Source organism: Salinarimonas sp. (assembly GCF_046292825.1).
In the GTDB taxonomy this organism is placed as follows: Bacteria; Pseudomonadota; Alphaproteobacteria; order Rhizobiales; family Beijerinckiaceae; genus Salinarimonas.
In genome coordinates, this window is sequence record NZ_JBKBQG010000029.1 from 1 (window position 1) to 24,259 (window position 24,259).

At 69.6% G+C, this 24,259-nt stretch carries 19 protein-coding genes; 3 read left to right on the forward strand and 16 right to left on the reverse strand.

The window, feature by feature from the left end:
• Positions 1–316 precede the first annotated feature (316 nt).
• Positions 317–1,150 carry an ABC transporter ATP-binding protein gene (locus ACK4UM_RS14170; RefSeq protein ID WP_409800356.1) on the reverse strand — a complete coding sequence of 278 codons (834 nt, stop codon included), beginning with the start codon at positions 1,148–1,150 and terminating at the stop codon, positions 317–319.
• 227 nt (positions 1,151–1,377) lie between these two features.
• Between ACK4UM_RS14170 and rutR the strand changes: the two genes are divergently transcribed.
• The gene (gene rutR / locus ACK4UM_RS14175) at positions 1,378–2,055 is read left to right on the forward strand and encodes an HTH-type transcriptional regulator RutR (RefSeq protein WP_409800266.1); all 678 of its coding nucleotides are present in this window, start codon (positions 1,378–1,380) and stop codon (positions 2,053–2,055) included.
• A 51-nt stretch (positions 2,056–2,106) separates the two neighbouring features.
• On the opposite strand, the gene preA is transcribed toward rutR, so the two are convergent.
• From preA to ACK4UM_RS14190, 3 genes are all read right to left on the reverse strand, one after another.
• Entirely contained in the window at positions 2,107–3,474 is a 1,368-nt protein-coding gene (gene preA, locus ACK4UM_RS14180) for an NAD-dependent dihydropyrimidine dehydrogenase subunit PreA (protein WP_409800269.1), read from the reverse strand.
• Positions 3,475–3,486: 12 nt separating this feature from the next.
• Positions 3,487–4,851: an NAD(P)-dependent oxidoreductase gene (locus tag ACK4UM_RS14185; protein WP_409800273.1), complete on the reverse strand. Its 1,365-nt coding sequence runs from the start codon at positions 4,849–4,851 to the stop codon at positions 3,487–3,489.
• Positions 4,852–5,005: 154 nt separating this feature from the next.
• Positions 5,006–5,380 carry a DUF1294 domain-containing protein gene (locus ACK4UM_RS14190; protein WP_409800274.1) on the reverse strand — a complete coding sequence of 125 codons (375 nt, stop codon included), beginning with the start codon at positions 5,378–5,380 and terminating at the stop codon, positions 5,006–5,008.
• Positions 5,381–5,507: 127 nt separating this feature from the next.
• Here ACK4UM_RS14190 and ACK4UM_RS14195 point away from each other — a divergent pair, with 127 nt between their 5' ends.
• Positions 5,508–5,744, forward strand: coding sequence for a hypothetical protein (locus ACK4UM_RS14195; protein ID WP_409800277.1), 237 nt, complete (start codon positions 5,508–5,510; stop codon positions 5,742–5,744).
• A 21-nt stretch (positions 5,745–5,765) separates the two neighbouring features.
• Here ACK4UM_RS14195 and ACK4UM_RS14200 read toward each other — a convergent pair whose 3' ends face one another.
• From ACK4UM_RS14200 to ACK4UM_RS14215, 4 genes are all read right to left on the reverse strand, one after another.
• Complete coding sequence (locus ACK4UM_RS14200; protein WP_409800279.1) at positions 5,766–7,313, reverse strand: AMP-binding protein; 1,548 nt, start codon at positions 7,311–7,313, stop codon at positions 5,766–5,768.
• A 122-nt stretch (positions 7,314–7,435) separates the two neighbouring features.
• On the reverse strand, positions 7,436–9,643 hold the full coding sequence (locus ACK4UM_RS14205) for a TRAP transporter permease (protein WP_409800282.1): 2,208 nt from the start codon (positions 9,641–9,643) through the stop codon (positions 7,436–7,438).
• Positions 9,644–9,761: 118 nt separating this feature from the next.
• Positions 9,762–10,736: a TAXI family TRAP transporter solute-binding subunit gene (locus ACK4UM_RS14210; protein ID WP_409800285.1), complete on the reverse strand. Its 975-nt coding sequence runs from the start codon at positions 10,734–10,736 to the stop codon at positions 9,762–9,764.
• A gap of 144 nt (positions 10,737–10,880) precedes the next feature.
• Positions 10,881–11,096, reverse strand: coding sequence for a DUF2842 domain-containing protein (locus ACK4UM_RS14215; RefSeq protein WP_409800287.1), 216 nt, complete (start codon positions 11,094–11,096; stop codon positions 10,881–10,883).
• Positions 11,097–11,251: 155 nt separating this feature from the next.
• Here ACK4UM_RS14215 and ACK4UM_RS14220 point away from each other — a divergent pair, with 155 nt between their 5' ends.
• On the forward strand, positions 11,252–12,367 hold the full coding sequence (locus tag ACK4UM_RS14220) for a COX15/CtaA family protein (RefSeq protein ID WP_409800290.1): 1,116 nt from the start codon (positions 11,252–11,254) through the stop codon (positions 12,365–12,367).
• 243 nt (positions 12,368–12,610) lie between these two features.
• On the opposite strand, the gene ACK4UM_RS14225 is transcribed toward ACK4UM_RS14220, so the two are convergent.
• From ACK4UM_RS14225 to ACK4UM_RS14260, 8 genes are all read right to left on the reverse strand, one after another.
• Positions 12,611–13,939, reverse strand: a complete 1,329-nt coding sequence (locus ACK4UM_RS14225; protein WP_409800293.1) for a TRAP transporter large permease — start codon at positions 13,937–13,939, stop codon at positions 12,611–12,613.
• A gap of 239 nt (positions 13,940–14,178) precedes the next feature.
• Complete coding sequence (locus tag ACK4UM_RS14230; RefSeq protein ID WP_409800295.1) at positions 14,179–14,775, reverse strand: TRAP transporter small permease; 597 nt, start codon at positions 14,773–14,775, stop codon at positions 14,179–14,181.
• Between the two features lie 10 nt (positions 14,776–14,785).
• Entirely contained in the window at positions 14,786–15,820 is a 1,035-nt protein-coding gene (locus ACK4UM_RS14235) for a TRAP transporter substrate-binding protein (protein ID WP_409800297.1), read from the reverse strand.
• Between the two features lie 162 nt (positions 15,821–15,982).
• Positions 15,983–17,146 (reverse strand): MFS transporter, encoded by a 1,164-nt coding sequence (locus ACK4UM_RS14240; RefSeq protein WP_409800299.1) that lies wholly within the window; start codon positions 17,144–17,146, stop codon positions 15,983–15,985.
• 187 nt (positions 17,147–17,333) lie between these two features.
• Positions 17,334–19,658, reverse strand: coding sequence for a putative bifunctional diguanylate cyclase/phosphodiesterase (locus ACK4UM_RS14245; protein ID WP_409800301.1), 2,325 nt, complete (start codon positions 19,656–19,658; stop codon positions 17,334–17,336).
• 456 nt (positions 19,659–20,114) lie between these two features.
• Positions 20,115–20,537 carry a hypothetical protein gene (locus tag ACK4UM_RS14250; RefSeq protein ID WP_409800303.1) on the reverse strand — a complete coding sequence of 141 codons (423 nt, stop codon included), beginning with the start codon at positions 20,535–20,537 and terminating at the stop codon, positions 20,115–20,117.
• A gap of 117 nt (positions 20,538–20,654) precedes the next feature.
• Positions 20,655–23,354: a valine--tRNA ligase gene (locus ACK4UM_RS14255; RefSeq protein ID WP_409800305.1), complete on the reverse strand. Its 2,700-nt coding sequence runs from the start codon at positions 23,352–23,354 to the stop codon at positions 20,655–20,657.
• 179 nt (positions 23,355–23,533) lie between these two features.
• The gene (locus ACK4UM_RS14260; RefSeq protein ID WP_409800307.1) at positions 23,534–24,244 is read right to left on the reverse strand and encodes a PopZ family protein; all 711 of its coding nucleotides are present in this window, start codon (positions 24,242–24,244) and stop codon (positions 23,534–23,536) included.
• Positions 24,245–24,259 lie beyond the last annotated feature (15 nt).

Below are 24,259 nucleotides of genomic sequence, written 5' to 3' on the forward strand. Positions count from 1 at the left end.
GTGGGGGACGGGCGCCCGGCGGCGCCGCCCCCGGGGCGGAGGGGGGTCGTGCAGGATGATCTCTATCGCCTCATCCTGCACGACCCCCACCCCCGACCCCTCCCCCAAGGGGGAGGGGAGACCGTCGAGTCCGTCGCATACCTCTGGATCTCCAGGGGTACCGATCGGCAGCGATGTGCTCAATTCGTAGCACCTCGAAAGCCGGGTGGCGCGGAGCCTTTCCTGCAGGCTTCGTGCCCCACCCGACCCTTCTCGCTTGCGCTCGAAGGGCCACCCTTCCCTACGGGGAGGGATGCTCGCGTCCGCCTTCGCCGCCTCAATCCTCATAGGAATGCCCCGCGCGAAGGCCCTCGCGGACGCGGTGGGCGATCTCGAGGAAGCGTGGCGTCTCGCGGATCTCGAGCGGGCGCTCGGGGCCGAGATCGCAATCGATGACGTCGATGATGCGCCCGGGGCGCGGGGACATCACCACGATCTTCGTCGACAGGAACACCGCCTCGGGGATCGAATGCGTGACGAAGACGACCGTCTTGCGGGTCTTCTCCCACAGCTTGAGGAGCTGCTCGTTGAGATGGTCGCGGACGATCTCGTCGAGCGCGCCGAAGGGCTCGTCCATCAGGAGAAGCTTCGGGTCGAAGGAGAGCGCGCGGGCGATCGAGGCGCGCTGCTGCATGCCGCCCGAGAGCTGCCAGGGATATTTCTTCTCGAAGCCGCCGAGATTGACGAGCTCGAGCATGGCGCGCATGCGCGCGCGTCGCTCGGCCTTCGGCATGCCGAAGATCTCGAGCGGGAGTTCGACGTTGCGGCCCACCGTGCGCCACGGGTAGAGCGCGGGCGCCTGGAAGACGAAGCCGTATTCGCGCCGGATCCGCGCCTCCTCCGGGCTCACCCCGTTCACCGAGATGTGCCCGCCCGTCGCGCGCTCGAGATCGGCGATGACGCGCAGGAGCGTCGTCTTCCCGCAGCCGGAGGGGCCGATGAAGGAGACGAACTCCCCCTCCCCGATCGCGAGATCGACGTCGGAGAGCGCGTAGACCGGCCCGTCCGCGGTCTGGAAGGTGAGCGAGAGCCCACGGATGTCGATCACCGTCGGGCCCGCCTGCGGCAGAGCCCGCGCCGACGCGGTCGCGTCCGAGCGCGCGTCGCGCATCGCCTGCGAGGGGGCCGCCTCACCCATCCTGTCCTCCACTACACGCACCCTGCCGTCCTCGTCGCCACAACTTCCCCCGCCCGCGCACCGCGCGCAAGAACTTCCCGCGACGCGATCCCCATCGCGACTGGCAATTCGCGTGCCGTGTCCGCTCCGCGCGGGTCCCGGTGCCGCTTGCGCCGCGAAGGGCCGTCGCCATAGGCTCCGGCATCGGGTACGGAGCGGGCATGGACGAGATCGAACGCGTGCGGGAGAGCGGTGAGCCGGTCGCGGTGGAGGGCCCCGTGCGGGCGCTGCCGCGCACGCGCGCCGGCGAGGCGAATGTAGAGCGCATCCTCGACGCGGCGCTCGACGCCTTCGCGGAGCGGGGCTTCCACGGCGCGCGCATCGACGCGATCGCCGCCGCCTCGGGGCTCTCGAAGCCGAATCTGCTCTATTATTTCCGCACCAAGGAGGAGCTCTACACCGCGGTCTTGCGCCGCACGCTCGACATGTGGCTCGAGCCCCTGCGCGAGCTCGACGAGAGCCGCGATCCGCGGGTCGCGCTCGAAGCCTATATCGCGCGCAAGCTCGATTATTCCCGCGCCGCCCCGGCCGCCTCCCGCCTGTTCGCGCTCGAGATCCTCCAGGGCGCGCCGCTCCTCGGGCGCGTGCTCGACGGCCCGTTGAAGGAGCTCGTGGACGAGAAGGTCGCGATACTCGAGGGCTGGATCGCCGCGGGACGCCTCGCCCCCGTCGACCCGCACACCCTCGTCTTCGCGATCTGGGCGACGACGCAGCATTACGCGGACTTCTCCTCCCAGGTCGCGGCCGTCACGGGCCGCACGTTGGCGGACGAGGCCTTCTTCACGCGCACCCGCGACAGCCTCGTGCGGCTCCTGCTCGACGGGGCGACGGCGCGCTAGGCCGGACGGCCGCTCGCGCCGCCGGTCGGGGGCGGGACGCCCCCTCCCCTCTCACTCGGCCGGCTCGAGCGCCTCGTCGCTCGTCTTGTGAGCCGGGGTCGCGACGGGCGTCTTGACGATCGGGTCCTTGGCCATCGGATTGTTGGGGTGCTGCGTCCAATTGCGGTAGGAGCCGTCGACGAGCATGCCCGTGCGGCGGTCGATCTCGTTCTCGAGCGGCACCATGGTGATGCAATTCTCGACCGGGCAGACGACCGCGCACAGATTGCAGCCGACGCATTCCTCCTCGATCACCTCGAAATGGCGCTTGCCGTCGACGAGATGCGTGATCGCCTGGTGCGAGGTGTCCTCGCAGGCGATGTGGCAGCGACCGCACTTGATGCACAGGTCCTGGTCGATCTGCGCCTTCACCGCGTAGTCGAGATTCAGGTATTGCCAATCGGTGACGTTGGGCACCGCGCGACCGACGAAGTCGGAGACGCGCGCATAGCCCTTCTTGTCCATGAATTCCTCGAGGCCGGCGATCATCTCCTCGACGATCTTGAAGCCGTAGACCATCGCCGCGGTGCAGACCTGCACGGTGCCCGCGCCGAGCGCCATGTACTCGGCCGCGTCCTTCCAGGTCTCGATGCCGCCGATCCCGGAGATCGGGATGCCGCGCGTGTTCTGCGAGCGGGCGATCTCGGCGACCATGTTGAGCGCGATCGGCTTGACCGCCGGCCCGCACATGCCGCCATGGGTGCCCTTGCCGGCCGTGTGCGGCCAGGGGGACATCGCGTCGAGATCGACGCCCATGATCGAGTTGACGGTGTTGATGAGCGACACCGCGTCCGCACCGCCGCGCTTGGCCGCCTCGGCCGGGCCGAGAATGTTGCCGACATTGGGGGTGAGCTTCACGATCACCGGCATGCGCGTATGCGCCTTGCACCAGCGCGCGACCATCTCGACGTATTCGGGCACCTGGCCGACCGCCGAGCCCATGCCGCGCTCGGACATGCCGTGCGGGCAGCCGAAATTCAATTCGACGCCGTCGGCTTCCGTCTCCTCGACGCGCTTGAGGATCGCCTTCCAGCTCTCCTCGGTGCAGGGCACCATGAGCGAGACGACCATCGCGCGATCGGGCCAGCGCTTCTTGACCTCCTTGATCTCGCGCAGGTTCACCTCGAGCGGGCGATCGGTGATCAGCTCGATATTGTTGAAGCCGATCACGCGACGGTCGGAGGAATGGATCGCGCCGTAGCGCGGCCCCGACACGTTGACGACCGGCGGGTCCTCGCCGAGCGTCTTCCAGACGACGCCGCCCCAGCCGGCGCGAAAGGCGCGCTCGACGTTGTAGGCCTTGTCGGTGGGGGGCGCCGAGGCGAGCCAGAAGGGATTGGGCGCCTTGATGCCGGCGAAAGTCACGGAGAGATCGGCCATGTCGTCCTCCTCTTACTCGGCGGCTTGCGCGACGCGGGCGGCGAGCGCCCGGTCGATCGAGAGCGCGGCCTGCTTGCCGTCCTCGACCGCGACGACGGTGAGATCCGAGCCGCCCGCGACGCAATCGCCGCCCGCCCAGACCTTCGCGAGCGAGGTGCGCCGCTCGGCATCGACCTTGATCTTCGTGCCCTCCATCTCGATCAGCGCCTTCTCGTCGGCGAGATCGGTGGGGAGGAACACCTGGCCGATCGCCTTGAAGAGCTGATCGCAGGAGATCTCGAAGGTCTCGCCGGTGTCGACGAGGCGCCCGTTCTCGAGGCTCGTGCGCACGAAGACCGCCTTCGTCAGCGCGCCGCCCTCGCCCACGACCGCGTAGGGCCGCGCGAAATGGCGGATGACGACGCCGTTCGTGAGCGCCACCTCCTGCTCGTAGCGCGAGGCGGGCATGGCGTCGGCGCCGCGGCGATAGACGATCGTCACCTCCTCCGCGCCGAGCTTCTTCGCCTGGACGGCGGCGTCGATCGCGGTCATGCCGCCGCCGACGACGACGACGCGCCGCCCGATCGGAAGCGTCGCGAGGTCCGGCGTCTGGCGCAGGCGCTCGATGAAGGCGACCGCGTCCTCGATGCCGGTGAGGCCCGCCTCGTCGATGCCGAGCGCGTTCACCGCCTGCAGGCCGACCCCGAGGAAGACCGCGTCGTATTCGCCGCACAGCCCCGAGAGGGTGACGTCGCGCCCGAGCCGCCGGCCGTGATAAACCGTGATGTTGCCGACGCCGAGCACATAGTTCACCTCGCGCTGGGCGAAATCGTCGGTCGACTTGTAGGCGGCGATGCCGTGCTCGTTGAGCCCGCCCGCCTTCTCGCGCGCCTCGAACACGTCGACCGTATGCCCGAGCGTGGCGAGCTTGTGGGCGCACGACAGGCCCGCCGGCCCCGCGCCGACGACGGCGATGCGCGCGCCGGTCGACGGCCCCGCGCGGTAGAGCTGGCGCCCGGAGGCGAACAGGACGTCCGTCGCGTAGCGCTGGAGCCGCCCGATCTCGACGGGCTTGCCCTCGCTCTCCATGCGCACGCACGCCTCCTCGCAGAGCGTCTCGGTCGGGCAGACGCGCGCGCACATGCCGCCGAAGATGTTGGCGTCGAGGATCGTCTTCGCCGCGCCCTGCGGGTTGTGCGTCGCGATCTGGCGGATGAAGAGCGGGATGTCGATCCCCGTCGGGCACGCCCGGATGCAGGGCGCGTCGTAGCAGAAGAAGCAGCGCTCGGCCGCGACCCGCGCCTCGTTGCCGACGAGCGGCGCGTGCAGATCCTCGAACGCCGTCTCGAGCGCGGCGGCGGAGCGGCGGCCGGCTCCGATATCGGGTTGCGTGCTCATGCGACCTCCCTCGCGCGCGAAGGCGCGACGCTGGCTAGTGCGATCGACCGTTCCCTGGCCCGTCTCGTTTGGACGGGCTCTAGTTTTGACCATTCGATCAAAGGACGGGGCGGCTGTCAATTTCCAGGCAGGGACAAAAGAGAGGCAGCGATGGTCAGGGGATAGGCAGGGCGGCGGCCAGCGTCGACACGAGCCCGCTCGCGAGGGCCGGCAGAAGAGCAGGATCGTAGAGCGTGGGCCCGACGAGGCCCGCCCCCGTCGCCGCCTGGAGGACGAAGATCGCGAGGAGCCGCGTGCGGAAGGGTTCCTTGCGCGTCTTGTGGCGAAGGACGCGCTGCGCCACCAGCGCCGCCGGCGATCCGCCGACGAGCGCGAGCTTGAGGAGCGCGCTCTCGGGCACGCGCCAGGCGCCGCGCCGCGCCGCCGACTTGTCGAGCGCGAAGGCGACGTAAGCCGAGACGTTGGCGGCGACGAGCCAGGCGGCGAGCGCGTGATGGATCGTGAAAGCGGAGAGCGCGTCGAGGAGCATGGCGCAATCCTAGCGCACGAGCGCGTGCGAACCCATCTCGAAAATCGTTTCAATCCTATAACAATGTTCGCTAGACCGCCCGCCCGGTTCCGGTATCCTCCCGCATACAGGATATCGGAGACGCGCTTTGGGCTATCAGGTCGGCTGGCGTGTCGTCGGGGCGGACGATCGTGCCCTCGACGAGGACGCTTTTCCCCAAAACTTCGCGCAGCACGAGGAGGCCGTCGCCTTCGTGCTCGAGAAGCTCTCCGCCTTCCCGCGGCTCGGCTACGACCGCTCGCGCGGGTTCTGGGGCCGCGCCTGCGAGGACGCCCCCTGCGAGACGCGCTTCACGATCGCGCAGACGGTGCGGGCCGAGGGCTGAGAGCGAGCGCCTCGCCCCCGCTCACAACATCGGCAACAGATTGCGCGCCATCTCGAGCGTGCCGGCGTAATCGGTCTTGCCCGAGCCGAGCACCGGCACCGAGGCCACCACGAGGACCGCGCGCGGCACCCACAATTCGGGAAATCCCTTCTCGCGCGCGAAGGCGTGCAGGGGCTCGCGCTCGGCGTCGGGCTTGTCGGTGACGAGCACGAGCTGCTCGCCCTTGCGCGGATCGGGGAGCGCGACGACGACGTGGTCGTTCTCCGGCCACAGCTCCTGGACCATCGTCTCGACCGCGCCGAGAGAGATCATCTCCCCGGCGATCTTGGCGAAGCGCTTGGCGCGGCCGCGGATCGAGACGAAGCCGTCCTCGACGGCGACGATGTCGCCGGTGTCGTGCCAGCCGTCGACCGGGCGGACCAGTCGGTCGGGATCGTCGGCGAGGATGTAGCCCGCCATCACGTTCGGCCCGCGCACCGAGAGCCGCCCGGCCCCGGCGATCCCTTCGACCGCCGAGAGCCGCCATTCGAGGCCGGGCAGGAACGGTCCGACGCTGCCGGAGCGGTTGCGCGTCGGCAGGTTGCAGGCGAGGACGGGCGCGCATTCGGTGGCGCCGTAGCCCTCGAGGATCACCGTGCCGTGGCGCGCGTAGAGCCGCCGCGTCTCGTCCTTGACGCGCTCGGCCCCGGCGATGACGTAGCGCAGGCTCGACAGATCGCTCTCGCCCGCCGCGCGGGCGTAGCCCTGGAGGAAGGTGTCGGTGGCGAACAGGATCGTCGCCCCCGACGAGCCGATCAGTTTCGGCACCTGCCGGTAGTGCAGCGGGCTCGGATAGAGGAACACCCGCATGCCGTTGAGGAGGCCGACGAGCAGCCCCGCCGTGAGCCCGAAGGAATGGAACACCGGCAGCGGCGAGAACATCACGTCCGCCGTCGAGAGGGCTTCGTCGGCGTGCTGCGCGATCTGCGTGGCGTTGGCGATGAGGTTCCGATTCGTGAGCGCGACGGCCTTCGGGGCGCCCTCGGCGCCGGAGGTGAACAGGACGACGGCGATGTCCTCCGGCCGCCCCGAGGCACGGGCGATCGCGCGGGCGCGGGCGGTGTCGAAGAGCGCGCGGAACTTGTCGAGCGTCGTGATCGCCTTGCGCACGTCCTCGAGATAGACGACCCGCCGCCCTTCCGCGATCGCGGCGAGGGGCTCGTCGAGCCGCGCCTCCTCGACGAAGCGCCGCGAGGTGACGATGGTACTCACCCGCGCCGTCTCGCAGGCGAGCTTCAGGTTGCGGGCTCCGGCGGTGAAGTTGAGCATCGCCACCGCACGCCCGAAGGCGTTGAGGCCGAACAGCGCGATCGGGGTCGCCTGCACGCTCGGCATGAACAGCCCGACCCGCTCGCCGGGCTGCGTCCCCGCGATCAGCTTGCGCCCCAGCACGAGCGCGCCGAGCACGAGCCTGCGGTAGCTCACCGGCTGGCGCTGCGGGTCTTCCAGCGCGATCGTCTTCTTGCCGTAGGTGTCGCGCGCGCGCACGAGCGCGCCGAACAACGTCGTCTCGAGGGCCGGGACCGGCATCAGGGGCGGCGACATTTCCATAGGGAAAGCCTAAGCGGCGCCCGCTTTCGCCTCAACGCCTTTCGTCGCCGCATTGCGAAAACGCGGGGCCGCGCCGGCTCCCCGACGAAGCGCGCCCGCCCTCAATCGAGCCCCCGCGCGATCTCCCGCGGACCGACGATCCGCTTCTGGATCACGTAGGCGATGCCCGCGAGCGCGAGCCCGACGGCGTCCGTCTCCCAGCCGCCCTTGATGAGGAAGAGCGCCGCGACGAAGAGCACGAGCCTCATCACCACGCCCACGCGCCCGAAGAACCAGCCCGCGACGGCGGAGGCGAGGAGATAGATGCCGATCGACGCCGTCACGAAGACATGCGCGATCTGCCCCCAGGTGCCGTCCATCAGCAGCGCCGGGCTGAAGAAGAACATGAACGGCACGATGAAGGCGGCGAGCCCGATCTTGAAGCTCTCGACCGAGGTCCGCATCGGCTCCGACCCCGCGAGCGCCGCCCCCGCATAGGCCGCGAGCGCGACCGGCGGGGTGATGGCGGACATCACCGCGAAGTAGAAGATGAAGAAGTGCGCGGTCAGCGGGGGAATGCCGAGCTGGATCAGGCCCGGGCCGATCACGGAAGCCGCGACCGCGTAGGCGGCGGTGGTGGGCATGCCCATGCCGAGGATGATCGAGATCAGCATCGCGAAGAAGAGCGCGAGGATCTGGCTCTGCTCGGCGATCGCGAGGAGGAGCGAGGAGAAGCGCGTGCCCACGCCCGTGAGCGCGATCACGCCGACGATGATGCCGGCGCAGGCGCAGACCGCGATGAGCTGGATCGACATCTTCGCGGCCAGCTCGAAGGCCCGCAGGATCGCGCGCGGCCCCATCGCATGCGGCGTCAGCCAGGACACGACGGCCGCAGCCACCATCGCGAGCGTGCCCGCGCGGATGACCGAATAGCCGATGAACAGCGCCGAGATGAGGATGACGATCGGGATGAAGAGATAGACCTGCTTGACGAGGTTCGAGAACAGCGGCAGCTCGCTCTGCGGCAGGCCCTTCATCTTCAGCTTCTGCGCCTCGAAATCCACCATCAGGTAGACCGAGAGGAAGTAGAGGATCGCCGGGATGATCGCCGCGACCACGATCTGCGTGTAGGGAATGCCGGTGATCTCGGCCATGATGAAGGCGCCCGCGCCCATGATCGGGGGCATGATCTGCCCGCCCGAGGAGGCGCCGGCCTCGACGGCCGCGGCGGTCTGCGGCTTGTAGCCGACGCGCTTCATCAGCGGGATGGTCAACGAGCCCGTCGACACGACGTTGCCCGCCGAGGTGCCGTTGATCATGCCCATGAGGCCCGAGGCGAAGACCGCGACCTTCGCCGGCCCGCCGCGCGCGCGCCCCGCCGCCGCGAAGGCGAAGTTCACGAAGTAGTCGCCCACCTTCGACGCCTGCAGGAAGGCGGCGAAGGTCACGAACAGGATGATGTAGGTCGAGGAGATCGCGGTGGTCGGCCCGAGAATGCCCTGGTCGGTGTAGACGTAGGTGAAGAAGCGCATCGGGGTGTAGCCCTGATGGCGCAGGAAGCCCGGCAGCCAGGGGCCGACGAAGGCGTAGACGATGAACACCGCCGCGATCACGACGAGCGCGAGCCCGGCGACGCGGCGCGTCACCTCGAGGATGATCAGCACGCCCGCGAGCGCGGCGTAGAAATCCGCCGGCTGGGCGAGCGCCGTGCCGGCGCGCAGGCGCAGGCCCTGGATGTTGAAGACGATGTAGAGGCACACCGCGATCGCGGCGAGCGACAGGACGATGTCCGCCCAGTGCATGCCCGCGCGGTCCTCGGTCTTGAAGACCCAGGCGGCGCCGATCGCGACGACGGTGCCGATCAGGAGCGGCAAGCCGAAGAAGTCGAACACCCACGGCTCGGGCCGTCGCACGCCGGCGGCGTACCAGCCGACCCAGGCGACGAGCGTCATCGCGAGCGCATAGGCGACGAGGCCGCCGGCGACGATCAGGAACGGCCATTCGACCGGGCGCATCACGAGACGCGCGCGCGCGCCCTCTCCGGGCGCCGCCAGCGCGTAGGGCGCGAACAGGAGGAGGCCGAGGACGAGACCGCCGGCCACGTGGATCAGCCGGTAGGTCCACGGCTCGAGCGGGTAGAAGTTCATCACCCACAGGTGAAACGCCGTGTAGGCGATGCACAGCGAGAGAATCACGTAGCCGGCGAAGCCGGAATAGTCGCGCTGATTCGACGCGAGCGGCTCGACGTCCACCCCCTGCGCGAGAATGGCCGAGGTCGGCTCGGCGGTCGGCGCAGCCTGACCCGCGATGATCTTCTTCTCGTCCGCCATGTCACCCCTCCCGGGCCTCCCTCGCCCGACGATCTGACGCCGTCTGAGCGATCGGGGTTCTCTCGCTTACGAAAGAGGCGGGCGGCTCGTCGCCGTCCGCCTCCCGATCATGGGCGCGTCAGCCGCGCAGCTCGTCGGGGACGGTGATCCCCTGCTCCTCCAGGTAGCGCACGGCGCCCGGATGGAACGGGAGGAACGAATTGTTCTCCCAGTTCTCGATCAGCGTCTCCGCCGCGGCCTGGTGGATCGTCCGCATGCGCTCGTTGTTCTCGAGCACGAGCTTCGTGATCTCGTAGGCGAGGCTCTCCGGCATGTCCCTGTGGGCGATGGCGAAGTTCCAGAGACCGACGGTCAGCTGCTCCTCGTCGATGCCCGCATATGTGCCGGCGGGGATCGTGTGCGCGGCCATCTCGGGATGAGCCTCGAGGATGCGCTCGAGCTCGTCCTCGGTGAAGGCGAACATCACGACGTCCGCTTCCGCCGCGAGCTGGGCGAAGGCCGAGATCGGCAGGCCGGCCGCGAAGGCGAAGGCGTCGATGAGGCCGTCGCGCAGCTGGCTCGCCGCGTCCGCCGCGCCGGCATAGCTGACCGTGGCGTTGATATCGAGCGTCTCGAAGAAGCGCGGCCAATAGGTGCCGGGGGTGCCGCCGGCCGGACCGACCGAAACGCGACGGCCGTCGAGATCGGCCATCGATTCGATGCCCGAGCCGCGCAGCGCGATCACCTGGAAGGGCGTCGTGTACATCGGGAAGAGCGCGCGGATGTCGCGATGCTCGAGCCCGGGGGCGAGCTCGCTCTCGCCGTTCCAGGCCTCGTAGGCCGGGCCCATGGTGACGAGGCCGATGTCGTGGTCGCCGGTCTGGACGAGCGTCACGTTCTGCACGGGGCCGCCGGTCACCTCGCCCGAGGCGGTGATGCCGAGGCGCTCCGCGATGAAGCTCGCGAGGCCGTTGCCGTAGATGAAGTAGGTGCCGCCCTGGCTCGCGGTGCCGATCGTGATGCTCTCCGGCCAGCCCTCGCGATCCTGCGCGACGGCCGCGCCGCCGAGAACGAGGCCTGCGGCGGCGAGCGCGCCGATGATGGTCTTCTTCATGAGTTATGTTCCTCCCGTGAACGCTGACGAACGTGTCGTGCGGGTAGGCGCCGAGGCCGCATGGGCATCGACACACCCGCTTTCCGTACCCTCTTCCCGCTGCAAAGCAAAGCCGAAACGCGCGATCCGCGCACCTGTCCACGCTCAGGCGTGGTCGGGATCCGGCTTCTGCATCCAGCGGATGAGCGGCATGACGGGGATGATCCAGGCGAGCCCGATCACGCAATAGGCGATCACCTGCACCCAATGCGGCGCCTCCATGATGCGGCTCTCCGCGAGCGCCATCGCGACCGGCCCGTAGGCGAGGACGAAGAGGATCATCACGATCGTGCCGATCAGCTTGCGGGTGCGCTGGCGCATGGGGTCTCTCCTCGAACCTCCGGGGGCATCCCCGCGACCGCCGCGGGTGCGGCGATCGGAGATCTGGCGGAGCCGTTCGCGATCCTCTATGTCCGCGGCGACGACCGCGATCAAGCGCACGCGATGCCGCGGCCGAGCAGGACCGGATTGAGCCCATGCCGACGACCACCCTCGATTCCGCCGCCGCCGCGCCGGCCCCCTCCTCCGCCGCCGCAGGCGACCGCGGCGCCGTCCGCGCCTGGATCTGGACGCTCGTCGGCCTGGTCGTGCTGATGGTGGCGGTCGGGGGCGCGACGCGGCTCACGGGTTCGGGCCTCTCGATCACCGAATGGCGCCCCGTCACCGGCGCGATCCCGCCGCTCTCGCACGAAGCGTGGATGGCGGAATTCGAGCTCTACCGGCAGATCGACCAATACCGGCTCCTCAATGCCGGCATGAGCCTCGCCGAATTCCAGGTGATCTATTGGTGGGAATGGGGGCACCGGCAGCTCGGCCGCGTGCTGGGGCTGGTCTTCTTCGTGCCGCTGGTCTTCTTCTGGCTCAAGGGCCGCGTCTCGACGAAGCTCGCGGCGGTCCTCCTCGGCATCGGCGCGCTCGGCGGCCTGCAGGCGATGGTGGGCTGGATCATGGTCGCCTCGGGCCTCGAGCCCGGCATGACGGCGGTCGCCCCGATCAAGCTGACGCTGCATCTGACGATCGCGACGCTGATCCTCGGCGCGCTGGCCTGGGTGGCGACGGGCCTCTCGGACCGCGCCCGCCCGCCGGTCGCGCCCGCGATCGCGCGCGGCGCCTGGATCGTGCTGGGGCTCCTCGTCCTGCAGATCGCGCTCGGCGGCCTCGTGGCGGGCTCGCGCGCGGGCTTCGCGTTCAACACCTGGCCCTTGATGGACGGCGGCTTCGCGCCCGCGCTCTCGACCCTGTTCGCCAAGACGCCGCTCGTCGAGAACTTCGTCGACAACGTCGCGCTCGTGCAGCTCCAGCACCGCCTCGTCGCCTACGGCCTCGTCGCCTACGCGATCTGGCATGCGTTCGTCGCCTGGCGCATCGCGCCCGGCTCGGCGGCGGCGCGGCGGGCGCGGGCGCTCGCTTCGATGATGCTCGCGCAAGGCGCGCTCGGAATCGTCACCCTCCTCCTCGTCGTCCCGCTCTGGGCCGGCCTCGCGCACCAGGTCTTCGCGATGCTGATCCTGGTGATGGCGGTCGCCCACGTGCGGGCGAACCGGACGGACGCGGTCGAGGCGCCGGTGACGGCCGGGGTCGCGCGCGGCTAATCGCACGTCATTCTCCGTCGCACGGCTGTCATCCCGGACGCCAGAGGGCGATCCGGGACCCATATCCACGACGCCTCAGTCGCAGCCTGTAGGCTGCGCCTCTGCGACGGGAGCCACGGGTGTGTGGCGGAGCGAGCGCGCATGCGCGCTCGAACGATCGTCGCGTGTATGGGTCCCGGGTCCGCTTCGCGGCCCGGGATGACAGCGTCCCCTCGCTTCGAGCAGTCCGAGCCGCCCGCCGCGCTACCACAAGAGCGCGAGCGTCAGGAACGGGAAGGCGATGAGGATGCCCACGCGGACGATCTCGACGGCGAGGAAGACGGACGCGCCCTTGAAGGTCTCCCACATCGGCACGTCCTTGGCGATGCCGTTGATGATGTAGACGTTCAGCCCCACCGGTGGCGTTATCAATCCCAGCTCCACCACGATCAGCACGATGATCCCGAACCAGATCGCGGTGTGCTCGGGCGTCAGGCCGAAATCGAGCGCCATGATCACCGGAAAGAAGATCGGGATCGTCAGCAGGATCATCGACAGGCTGTCCATCATGCAGCCGAGGAGCAGGTAGAGACCGAGCAGCACGAGGAGCACGATCACCGGCGCGAGGCCGAGATCGGACACCCACGCCGCCATCGCGGCCGGCATCTGGGTGCGGGCGAGGAAGGCGTTGTAGAAATCGGCGCCGAGCAGGATGAGGAAGATCATCGCCGTCTGCACGGCGGTGTCCTTGAGCACCGCGATCACCTCGGCCGGCCGCATGCGCCCGATGATCAGAGCGGCGAGGCCGGTGCCGAAGGCGCCGATCGCGGCCCCCTCCGTCGGCGTGAAGAGCGCGCGGCCGAAGAGGTTCTCGCCGTTCATGCCGACGAAGACGGCGAGAAAGATCACGACGACCGGCCACACCCGCGCGAGCCGCGCCATCCGCTCGCCCCAGGGCACGCGCTCGGAGGGCGGGCCCGATTGCGGGGAGATCGCGAGATAGAGCCGCACCGCGATCATGAAGCCGATCACCGCGAGCAGCGCGGGAATGGCGGCGGCGAGGAACATCTTGGCGATGTTCTGCTGCGTGAGGATCGCGTAGATGACGAGGACGACGGAGGGCGGGATCAGGATGCCGAGCGTGCCGCCCGCCGCGATCGAGCCCGTCGCGAGCGCGCCCGAATAGCCGTAGCGCTTCATCTCGGGGAGCGCCACGCGCCCCATCGTGGCCGCGGTCGCGAGCGAGGAGCCGCAGATCGTGCCGAAGGCCGCGCAGGCCCCGATCGAGGACATCGCGAGCCCGCCGCGATAATGCCCGAGGAAGCCGTTCGCCGCCTTGTAGAGGCTCGCCGACAGCCCCGAGCGCGCGGCGAAATTCCCCATCATCAGGAAGAGCGGGATGACGGAGAGCGAGTAGTTCGCGAACACCTCGTAGGGCGTCTGCTTGAGATAGGCGAGGAAGGGGTTGAGCCCCGAGAGATAGACGAAGCCCGCCGCCCCCACCGCCGCCATTGCGACGCCGATCGGGATGCGCAAGGTCAGGAGGCCGATCAGGACCGCGAAGGAGACGAGGCCGAGCGTGACGTTCGACATGGGGCTGAGGCTCAGAGTTCGGAAGTCCCTTACAGGGCTGTCATCCCGGACGCCGAAGGCGATCCGGGACCCAGACCCACGACGCTTCAGTCGCAGCCTATAGGCTGCGTTTCTCCGACGAGCGCCGCTGCAACGTCGCGCAGCGAGCGCGGCATGCGCGCTCGGACGGTCGTGGAGCGTATGGGTCCCGGGTCCGCTTCGCGGCCCGGGATGACACCGTTCGAACGATTCGCACGCTCTCAGTGCTCCGAGGCGGTGGCGGGGCCGATCGGGCGGTCCACGATCAGCTCCTCGACGCTGCGCCAGACCGTGAAGGCGCACACGATCGCGAGCAGCCAGGCGCAGCCGAGCGCGGCGGCGAAGGGATAGGCTTCCGGCAGGCGCAGCACCATCGTGGTGTCGCGGAAGGCGATCTTGTCCTGCAACCCCGCGATCAGCCGCCAAGCGATCAGGCTCGCGAGCGCGAGGAAGATCGCGTTGCCGAGGAGGTCGAGCGCGGCGCGCACCCGGTGGCGGGCATTCGCCGTGAAGAAATCGACGATGACGTTGCCGCGGCGCAGCTGGCAATAGGGCAGGAAGGCGAACACGGCGATGCCGAGCCCGTGCTGGACGAGCTCGATGTCGCCGGGGATCGAGCGCGCCCGCATCGGCATCCCGAGAAGGCCCGAGATCGGCGGCAGGATCGAGCGGCCGACGATCGAGACGACCGAGACCGCGATCATGCCGACGAGGACGAGGCCGCCGAGAACGGCGACGGCCCCCGCCACCCGGTCGAGCACATGGCCGACGGCGGTGAGAGCCGCCGTCGGTCTGCGGGTGGCGGTCGCCTCGCTCATGGCCCGCGCGTCAGTTCGAGGCGTGCTTCTCGACGAGGGCGCGCGCCGCGTCGACGAGGGCCTGACCGTCGCGACCGGCGGCGTTCTGCTCCTCGATCCAAGCCTGGATCACCGGCTCGCCGGCCTCGCGCCAGGCCTGGAGGTCGTCGCCCTCGATCGTGCGGATCTCGTTGCCGGTGGCGCGGATCGCCTCGAGGCCGGGCTCGTCCCACGAATCCCACTTGGCGCCGATCTCGCGGGCGAGCTCGAGGCCGGAATTGGCGTCGATTACCGCGCGGTTCTCCTCCGAGAGGCCCTCGTAGGTCGCACGGTTCATCACGAAGAGGAACACGGCGGTGTAGAGCGAGCGGTCGCCGGTGAAGGCGCCGACATGGCTCGTCAGCTCGTTGACGCGAAGCGCGGGCACCACCTCGTAGGGGAAGACGACGCCCTGGACGACGCCGCGCGAGAGCGCCTCCGGGACGCCCGGCGCGGGGATGCCCTGCGGATTGGCGCCGAGATTGGCGAGCGTCTCGTTGATGACGCGGTTGGGCACGCGGATCGTCATGCCGTCGACGTCGGACGGGTTCACGATCGGCCGCTCGCGGGTGAAGAAATGGCCGTGGCCGTGGCCGAACACCGCGAGGACGTGGACCTCGTCGAGCTCCGCGCGCGCGTGCTCCTCGAAGAACTCGTGAGCGGCGGCCGAGGTGACCTCGCCGAGCGCGTGGGGCACGAAGGGCAGTTCCAGCGCCTCGAGGCTCGGGAAGCGGCTGGGCGTGTTGCCGGCGAGCGTCCAGACGATGTCGACGATGCCGTCGCGCGCCTGGTCGAAGAGCTGCGGCGGGCGGCCGCCGAGCTGCATCGCGGGGAAGATCTCGACGGCGATGCGCCCTTGCGAATCCTCCTCCACCTGGCGCGCCCACGGCTCGAGCCAGTTCTGGTGCGCCTGGCTGGCGGCGGGCAGGAAATGGTGGATGCGCAGCGTCACTTCCTGCGCCGCGGCGGAGCCCGCGAGCGCGACGCTCGCGACGAAAGCGAGCGCGACCGGCTTCATCGACGTCATGGATCGGTTCTCCCTTGGCAAAGACGGCCCCTTATGGAGGCTTCGTGTCCTCTCGCGCACGCCGGTCTTGCCGGCGGTCAAGGGAAATGGACATGAAATTAGTTGCGCCGTCAACCGTCCCGGCTGCGTGTTTCTCCCGATGCGCCGCCAACGGGCGAGGGGTCAGCGCGCGGCCGTGCGCCGCGGATCCGTCAGCGTCAGGATGCGCGCGGCGACGGGGCCGAGCACGAGGATCGCGAGCCCGCAGAGCACGAGCGTCGGGATCTCGCCGATCGCGGCGAAGCCGAGGCTGACGAGGGCCGGGCCGCAGGCCGCGCCGAGGAAGAAGAAGCAGGCGTGGAGCGCCGTGGCCGAGCCGCGCGCCTCGACGGTCAGTTCCGTCACCTGCGTCTGGTAGGAATTGTGCATCAGATAGAACGCGAAGCCGAGCAGCCCCAGAGACGCGGCCATCAGCCGCCAATCGGCCGCGAGCGCGACGCCGACGAGCGCGACGGCGCCCAAAACCCCGCCCGCCGCGATCATCCGCATCGAACCGACGACCCGCAAGAGCCAGCGCACGAGCGCCGAATAGAGGAGCCCGCCCACCGCGAAGGCGGCGATCGCGATGCCCGCCTCCGCCGCGCCGCCCGCGCCGCGCGCCTCGAGCAGAACCGCGATGAACGGGAAGACGCCGAACATCGCCGCCGCCTCGACGAAGACGAAGGAGAACAGAGCCCGCGCGCGCACCATCGCGAACAGCCCGCGATAGCGCGCGAGCGCGAGCCCGAAATCGAGACGTCCCGGCGCCGATGTCTGCCGCCGCGCGCCGAGCGTCACCGCCGCGAAGGCGATGCCGGCGATCGCCGCCGAGAGCACGAAGACGCCGCGCCAGCCGATCCATTCGGCAAGCAGCCCCGACAGAGCCGTCCCGGCGAGCTGGCCGAGGATGATCGCGACGAGGAAGCGGCTGATCGCGACCTGCCGCCCCTCCATCCCGACCCGGTCACCGATCGCGGCGAGCGCGAGGGGGATGATGCCGCCCGCCGCCGCACCCGAGACGATGCGCAGGACGAACAGGCTCGTCTCGTCCGGCGCGAAGGCGGCCGCGATCAGGCTGAGCCCGAGCACGCCGACGCAGACCCGCATCACCTTGAGCTTGCCGAGCCCGTCGCCGATCGGCCCCAATACCGGCTGGATGAGCGCGTAGGGCAGCGCGAAGGCGGTGGCGAGGAGCGCGATCGTCTTCACCGAGACCGCGAGATCGCCCGCGATCACCGTCACGAGCGGATCGGTGATGCGCCCCGCGAAGGTCGAGGCGAAGCCCGCGACCGCGAAGGTGAGGATCATCGCTCGCGTTCGTCTCGCCTCGTCGCCCGAACCCGTCATATCGTCGCGCCGCAGCCTCTTTCCGGCCCGTCGCAGAGCGGGCCTCGCGAGGATAGCCGCTCGCGCGCGCAACGGAATGCGCAGCCGCGCCCATCGACCTTGCGTCCCGTGCATGGCCGCGCCGCGACGCGCGGGACGGGCGCGGAGCTCAGGCGGCGCTGGCGCGGCCGCTGCGCGGCGCGGTCGGCGCCCGCGCGGCGAGAAAGGCGGCGATCGCGTCGGCGGGCATCGGGTGGCCGTAGAGGAAGCCCTGCGCCTCCGCGCAGCCGCAATCCGCGAGGAAGGCGGCCTGCCCCGGTGTCTCGACGCCCTCGGCCGTGACGCGGATGCCGAGCGCGTGGCCGAGGCCGACGACGGCGCGCACGATCAGCGCATCGTCGGCATCGCGCTCGACGTCGCTGACGAACGAGCGGTCGATCTTGATCTCGTCGACGGGAAATTGCTTGAGATGGGTGAGGGAGGCGTAGCCCGTGCCGAAATCGTCGAGCGCGATGTGGATGCCGGCCTCGGCGAGCGTCCGCAACGTCTGCGCGACGCCGTCCGCCCGGCGCCCGACGAAGACGCTCTCGGTCACCTCGAGATCGAGGCGGTTCGGGCTCACGCCGCGGCGCGCGAGGGTGGCGAGGATCCGCTCGGCGAGCGCGGCGTCGCGGAACTCGGCCGCCGCCAGGTTCACCGCGATGCGGCCGAAGGAGAGCCCGGCGTCCTCGAGGCGGGCGATGTCGCCGCACACGGCCTCGATCATCGCCTCGCCGATCGCGGCCGCGATGTCCGGATCCTCGAAAGCGGCGCCGAACACGTCCGGGCCGACGATGCCGCGCTCGGGATGGCGGTAGCGGGCGAGCGCCTCGAAGCCGACGACGGCGCCGGTCTCGATCAGGACCTTGGGCTGGTAATGGGGCACGATCGCGCCCGCGCGCACGCCCGCGGCGATCTCCGCGAGGAGGCCGACGCGCGCCTCGAGCTCGCTGCGCATCGTCCGGTCGTAGAAGGTGGCGCGGTTGCGCCCGCCCTCCTTGGCGGCGTAGAGGGCGAGATCGGCGTCCTTGACGAGCTCGCTCGGCTGCGTGTCGTGGTCGGGAAACAGGGCCACGCCCACGCTGCCGCGCGTCGCGAGCACCCGATGGTCGTGGACGAAGGGCTGGCGCAGGGCGGCGAGGATCGCGCTCGCGAGCGTGCGGGCCGCCGGCTCGTCCGCCGGTCTCGCGAGGACGGCGAACTCGTCGCCGCCGAGCCGTGCCACGAGGGCCCCCTCCCCCGCGGTCGCGACGAGGCGCGCGGCGGCTTCGCGCAGGAGCGCGTCGCCGGCATCGTGGCCGAGCGTGTCGTTGACCTCCTTGAGCCCGTCGAGATCGACGAGGAGGAGCGCCGCGCCCATTCCCGCGGCGCGCGCCTCGGCGAGAATGCGCTCGATCGCCCCTTGGAAATAGGCGCGGTTCGGCAGGCCCGTGAGCGAGCAATGGTTCGCCGCCCGCCAGATCCGCTCCTGCGCCGCCTTGTGATCGCTGATGTCGACGATCGCCGAGAGCACGGCCTCCCGACCGCCGATCTCGACGGGGATCGCCTCGACGACGACGTCGCGCAGATGGCCGTCGGGCCGCAGAGCCCGGGTCTCGAAGCCGTGCACCTGCCCATTGCGCGTCAGCTCGTCGAGGAAGGCGTGACGATCCGCCGGATCGGCGTAATAGCTCGCGATGCTCGCCGAGCTCTCGGGCGCCACCCCGCCGAGAAACGCGGCGGCGGCGGCGTTCGAGGCGACGATGCGGCCGCCCTCGCGCTCGGTCACGATCACCGGGATCGGCACGAGGCGGAACATCCGCTCGAAATTCGCCCGGCTCTCCTCGAGCGCCCGCGCCGCCTCGCGCTCGCGCCGAACCGCCGCCCATTCGAGCCGCCGCAGCCGATTGGAGCGCACGACGACGAGGAGCAGCGCCGCGTTGAGCATCACCACCGCGAGCGAGAGGCCGAAGGGCGTCGTGTTGACGCCGGGCGCGCCCTCGCCGAGGGCGAGGAAGCCGACGAGCATCGCCACCGAGCAGCCCGCGCCGGAGACGAGCCCCCAGCGGAAGGTGTTCGGAACCGCGAGGTGAAAGACGAGCGGCAGGAGCAGGACCACGAACAGAGCGAGGTCCGAGCGCGAGGAGACGAGCAGCATCACGCCGAGCGCCGTCACCAGCTGCCAGCCGAGCATCACGCCCTGGGCATGCGCGACGCTGCGCGCGGGTGCGATCGCGAAGAACGCGGCGAGCGACACCGCCACCACCGCGAGCCGCGCCGACACCGCGACGAAGAAGTGCGGGTCGCCGAAAAAGCGCGCGTCCGAGGCGAGGAAGAGCGTGTTCAGGATCGCCGAGAGCAGGAACAGGAGCCGCGCGTGGCGCACCGTTTCCGGCAAGCGCTCGGTGCGGAAAGCGGCTTCCGTGTCGGGGAGGCGGAACTCCCCGCTCAAAGGATGGAGCGCGAAGGCGGGCATGCACCCTCGTCGCACGCCCCTGGATAATGTGCGGTTAACTCGCCCGGGTTCGAACCCCCTCGGTCGCGTTCGACCTCGCTCCACCGGCCGCTCGCCTACTCCCCAAAAGCTCCTTCAAGAACTGTCGCGCACCCGGAATGCTCGACTGATGGAGACCTCGATGCATGATCTGCCGGTCGCCCTCGTCCATGTTTTGTATCCATTGCTCGACGCGCGCTCGCAGTTCCTTGAAGTCGTCGTCGGTCCAGCCCTTCTCCTCGACGCTCCGTAGGCGCTCGGCCATAGCCATGTCTTGACGGACCAGACATTCGACGGTCGCTCTTGCACGAGACTTTGCTCTGAGTGCTTGGATCGTCGCCAGAACCCCGACGAGAGCGGCGACGAACGAGAACGACGCCAGCAGGAGCGATAGTCCCGAAAGAACGACAACGGGGGACAGGCCTTCAGCCACTGAACTCATTTGCCGCCTCCGGAACGATTGAGTTCCAGCTGCTCCGGAAACGGCCGGCTCATCACCATGTGCCACCAGATCCGTTCCGACGCTTGCAAGATTACCACAGACGCCAGGAGAGAGCCCCCTATTCCCGAGACGAATTCGGGAGAGGTCGGCCCCGCCGTGAGGTTGATCAGCAGACTGAAGATACACAACAGAATGTACAGGCAGAAATACAGCATGTGGCCTGCAGTGAATATGAAGACAGACGCCAAAACCGCCGCTGTAAGAGTGGGATTATCCTCCCTAACGGCACCAGACTTCAAGAATTCGACGAACAATGGCAGGCAGGGTATCAACAAGGTCGCGATAAGGCTCAGAATGCAAACGCCGAAACGGTGAGACTGCTCCGACAGGAAACCTCCGAAGCTTTCAACCCAGTTCATCCGCCTGATTCCAAAGCCCGTTCGATGCAAGCCTGAATTTATAGACCCCGTTCCTGCATGTCAACATCGTGCCGAACCGTCGGCGAAGACAGTACCGACGGTCCGGCATTCCCGAATTCACGACAGCCGCGCGAGCGCCTCCGCGATCTTCGCCTTGCGGGCGGCGGCCGCGTCGCGGCGGTCGCGCTGCTCCTCGACGACCTCTTCCGGAGCGCGGGCGAGGAAGTCGGCATTGCCGAGCTTGGCGTCGATCTTGGCGATTTCGGCCTCGAGCTTGCCCGTCTCCTTGGTCAGGCGCGCGCGCTCGGCATCGAGATCGACGACGCCCTCGAGCGGGAGCGCCGCGGTCTCGCCGCGCACGATGAGCTGGACGCTCGCTTTCGGTGCGGCGTCGGCCTCGGAGATGTTCGAGAGGCGCGCGAGGCGCTCGATCATCGCCGACCAGCGCGGCAGGCGCTCGCGGGTCTGCGCCGAGGGCGCGATCAGCAGGAGCGGGATCTGGCTGCCGGCGGGCACGTTCGTCTCCGAGCGCGCCGAGCGGATCTCGGAGACGAGATCGACCACCCAGCCGATCTCGGCCTCGGCCGCCGCGTCCGCGAGGTGGGAGAGGTCCGGCCAGGCGGCGAGCGCCAGCAGCGGCTCGTCGCGCGCGGGCCCCTCCTGCCCCTTGGCCTCCCACAAGGCCTCCGTGAGGAAGGGCATGAAGGGGTGCAGGAGCTTGCAGACCTGGTCGATCAGGAAGGCCGCCGTCGCACGCGTCTCGTCCTTGGCCGGCCCGTCCTCGCCCTGGAGAACGGGTTTGGCGAGCTCGAGATACCAGTCGCAGAACACGTTCCAGACGAAGCGATAGGCCGCGCCCGCCGCCTCGTTGAAGCGGTAGCCCTCGATCGCCTCGGTCACCTCGGCGAAGGCCCGCGCGCATTCGGAGAGCGCCCAGCGGTTGAGCGTCTCGCGCGCGGCCGTCGGATCGTAGCCGGCGACGCGCACGCAGCCGTTCATCTCGGCGAAACGGGCCGCGTTCCAGATCTTCGTCGAGAAATTCCGGTAACCCTCGACGCGCGCGACGGAAAGCTTGATGTCGCGCCCCTGCGCCGCCATCGCCGCGAGGGTGAAGCGCAGGGCGTCGGCGCCGTAGGTGTCGATGAGGTCGAGCGGGTCGATGACGTTGCCCTTCGACTTCGACATCTTGGCCCCCTTCTCGTCGCGGACGAGGGCGTGGATGTAGACGGTGTCGAACGGCACCTCGTCCATGAAGTGAAGACCCGCCATCATCATCCTGGCAACCCAGAAGAAAATGATGTCGAAGCCCGTCACCAGGACGTTGGTCGGATAGTACCGCTTCAGCTCGGGCGTCGCGTCGGGCCAGCCGAGCGTGGAGAAGGGCCAGAGCGCGGAGGAGAACCAGGTGTCGAGCACGTCCTCGTCGCGGGTGAGCGCGACGTCGCGGCCGTGCCTCTCGCGCGCCTTGGCGAGCGCCTCCGCCTCGGTCGGGGCGACGAAGGTGTTGCCCTCCTCGTCGTACCAGGCCGGGATCTGGTGGCCCCACCAGAGCTGGCGGGAGACGCACCACGGCTCGATGTTCTCGAGCCATTGGAAGTAAGTCTTCTCCCAATTCTCCGGCACGAAGCGCGTGCGCCCCTCGCGCACCGCGGCGAGCGCGCGCTCGGCGAGCGGGCCGACGTTCACGAACCATTGGTCGGTGAGATAGGGCTCGATCGGCACGTTCGAGCGGTCCCCGTGCGGGACCATGTGGACGTTCGCCTGGATCTCGGCGAGGAGCCCGCGCTCCTCCATCAGCGCGACGACGCGTCGGCGCGCCTCGAACCGGTCGAGGCCGTGGAGCGCCATCGTCTCGTCGTCCGGCGAGGCGCCGGCGAGAAAGGCCTCGTTGCCCGCGATCTCGATGCGGGCCTCGCGATCGAACACGTTGACGAGCGGCAGCTTGTGCCGCTTGCCCACCTCGAAATCGTTGAAATCGTGCGCGGGCGTGATCTTGACCGCGCCCGAGCCCTTCTCGGGATCGGAATAATCGTCGGCGACGATCGGGATGCGGCGCCCGACGAGCGGCAGGATCGCGTACTTGCCGACGAGATCGGCATAGCGCTCGTCGCTCGGATGCACCGCGACGGCGGTGTCGCCGAGCATCGTCTCGGGGCGCGTCGTCGCCACCGTGATGAAGCGCCCCTCCTCGCCCTCGATCGGGTAGCGGAAGTGCCAGAGATGGCCCTTCACCTCGATCTGCTGCACCTCCAGATCGGAGATCGCGGTCTGGAACTTCGGGTCCCAATTGACGAGGCGCTTGTCGCGGTAGAGGAGGCCCTGGTCGTGGAGATCGACGAAGACCTTGGTGACCGCGGCCGAGAGGCCCTCGTCCATGGTGAAGCGCTCGCGCGACCAGTCGCAGGAGGCGCCGAGCCGCTCGAGCTGGCGGCGGATCGTGCCGCCCGACTGCTCTTTCTGCGCCCACGCCTCGCGCAAGAACGCCTCGCGCCCCATCTCGCGCCGCGAGGGCTTGCCCTCGGCGGCGAGGCGGCGCTCGACGACCATCTGCGTCGCGATGCCGGCATGGTCCGTGCCCGGCTGCCAAAGCACGTCGCGCCCGCGCATGCGCTCGAAGCGGCAGAGCACGTCCTGCAGCGTGTTGTTGAGCGCGTGGCCCATGTGGAGCGAGCCGGTGACGTTCGGCGGCGGGATCACGATGGTGTAGGGCACCGCCCCCGCGCGCTCGGGCCGGCCGGCGCGGAAGGCACCGGCCTGCGTCCAGGCATCGGCGATGCGCGCCTCGACGGCGGCGTGGTCGAAGGTCTTGTCCATCATGACGGGTCGGCCGATCGTGTCTCGTGCGAATGGCATGCGCGCCGCTGGGGCTGCCGGTAGAAACCGGACCACGGCGCGCAAGTCAACGGGGCAAGTCGACGAGACAAGTCGACGGGGCTGATCGATGGGCGCTGCGGAGGACGGGCGTCGACGGCTGCCCGCCGCGCGCCCCGCGCCGGTCAGCGGCCGCGCGAGACGCGCTCGATCTCGGCCCGCACGAGCCGCTCGACGATGACGGGCAGGTTGTCGTCGAGCCAGACCTTCAGCATCGGCCGCAGCATCTCCTTGACGAGATCGTCGAGGGTGCGGCCGTTATTGGCGAGAACCGTGTGGGCGAGCATGTTGAAGGCGCCGCTCACGGCCGCGTCCGTCGTGTCCGAGAGGAGACGTTCCTCGTCGAAGTCGCGCCGCGGCGGCGGGGGCTCGAAGGCGGGGCGCGGACGCGGGGGCGGCGGGGCCGGCATGGGCTCGGGCGCCGCGAAGGAGAAGGCGTCCTCCGGCTCCGGCTCGGGCTCCTCCTCCTCGATCTCGGGCTCGTCGAAGCCCGCGAGCGGCTCGAGATCGGGGCCGGCCTCGCGGAAATCGATGTCCTCGTGGTCGAGATCGAGCGGCGAGGGTTCGCGCGCCTTGGCGACGGGCTCGGCCACCTCGGCGAGATCGAGCACGTCGTCCTCGTCATCGTCGCCGCCGGCCTCGGCGAACATGTCGTCGATCGCCGATTGGGATTGCGGCTCGTCGTCCGCCGGCTCCGGCTCGGGGTCGGGCGCCTCGTCCTCTTCCTCGACGGCCTCGGCCTGCGCCGCCGCCTGATCGTCGGCGATGATCCGGCGGATGGAGGCGAGGATCTCCTCCATCGTCGGCTCTTGAGTCTTGGGACTGGCCGGGCTCATGCGCGCCTGCAACGA

Bases quoted from the DNA above. Each gene is read 5' to 3' on its own strand.
- ACK4UM_RS14170 (WP_409800356.1), bottom strand. From the start codon at position 1,150: ATGCGCGACGCGCGCTCGGACGCGACCGCGTCGGCGCGGGCTCTGCCG.
- rutR (WP_409800266.1), top strand. From the start codon at position 1,378: ATGGACGAGATCGAACGCGTGCGGGAGAGCGGTGAGCCGGTCGCGGTG.
- preA (WP_409800269.1), bottom strand. From the start codon at position 3,474: ATGGCCGATCTCTCCGTGACTTTCGCCGGCATCAAGGCGCCCAATCCC.
- ACK4UM_RS14185 (WP_409800273.1), bottom strand. From the start codon at position 4,851: ATGAGCACGCAACCCGATATCGGAGCCGGCCGCCGCTCCGCCGCCGCG.
- ACK4UM_RS14190 (WP_409800274.1), bottom strand. From the start codon at position 5,380: ATGCTCCTCGACGCGCTCTCCGCTTTCACGATCCATCACGCGCTCGCC.
- ACK4UM_RS14200 (WP_409800279.1), bottom strand. From the start codon at position 7,313: ATGCCGGTCCCGGCCCTCGAGACGACGTTGTTCGGCGCGCTCGTGCGC.
- ACK4UM_RS14205 (WP_409800282.1), bottom strand. From the start codon at position 9,643: ATGGCGGACGAGAAGAAGATCATCGCGGGTCAGGCTGCGCCGACCGCC.
- ACK4UM_RS14210 (WP_409800285.1), bottom strand. From the start codon at position 10,736: ATGAAGAAGACCATCATCGGCGCGCTCGCCGCCGCAGGCCTCGTTCTC.
- ACK4UM_RS14215 (WP_409800287.1), bottom strand. From the start codon at position 11,096: ATGCGCCAGCGCACCCGCAAGCTGATCGGCACGATCGTGATGATCCTC.
- ACK4UM_RS14220 (WP_409800290.1), top strand. From the start codon at position 11,252: ATGCCGACGACCACCCTCGATTCCGCCGCCGCCGCGCCGGCCCCCTCC.
- ACK4UM_RS14225 (WP_409800293.1), bottom strand. From the start codon at position 13,939: ATGTCGAACGTCACGCTCGGCCTCGTCTCCTTCGCGGTCCTGATCGGC.
- ACK4UM_RS14230 (WP_409800295.1), bottom strand. From the start codon at position 14,775: ATGAGCGAGGCGACCGCCACCCGCAGACCGACGGCGGCTCTCACCGCC.
- ACK4UM_RS14235 (WP_409800297.1), bottom strand. From the start codon at position 15,820: ATGACGTCGATGAAGCCGGTCGCGCTCGCTTTCGTCGCGAGCGTCGCG.
- ACK4UM_RS14240 (WP_409800299.1), bottom strand. From the start codon at position 17,146: ATGATCCTCACCTTCGCGGTCGCGGGCTTCGCCTCGACCTTCGCGGGG.
- ACK4UM_RS14245 (WP_409800301.1), bottom strand. From the start codon at position 19,658: ATGCCCGCCTTCGCGCTCCATCCTTTGAGCGGGGAGTTCCGCCTCCCC.
- ACK4UM_RS14250 (WP_409800303.1), bottom strand. From the start codon at position 20,537: ATGAACTGGGTTGAAAGCTTCGGAGGTTTCCTGTCGGAGCAGTCTCAC.
- ACK4UM_RS14255 (WP_409800305.1), bottom strand. From the start codon at position 23,354: ATGATGGACAAGACCTTCGACCACGCCGCCGTCGAGGCGCGCATCGCC.
- ACK4UM_RS14260 (WP_409800307.1), bottom strand. From the start codon at position 24,244: ATGAGCCCGGCCAGTCCCAAGACTCAAGAGCCGACGATGGAGGAGATC.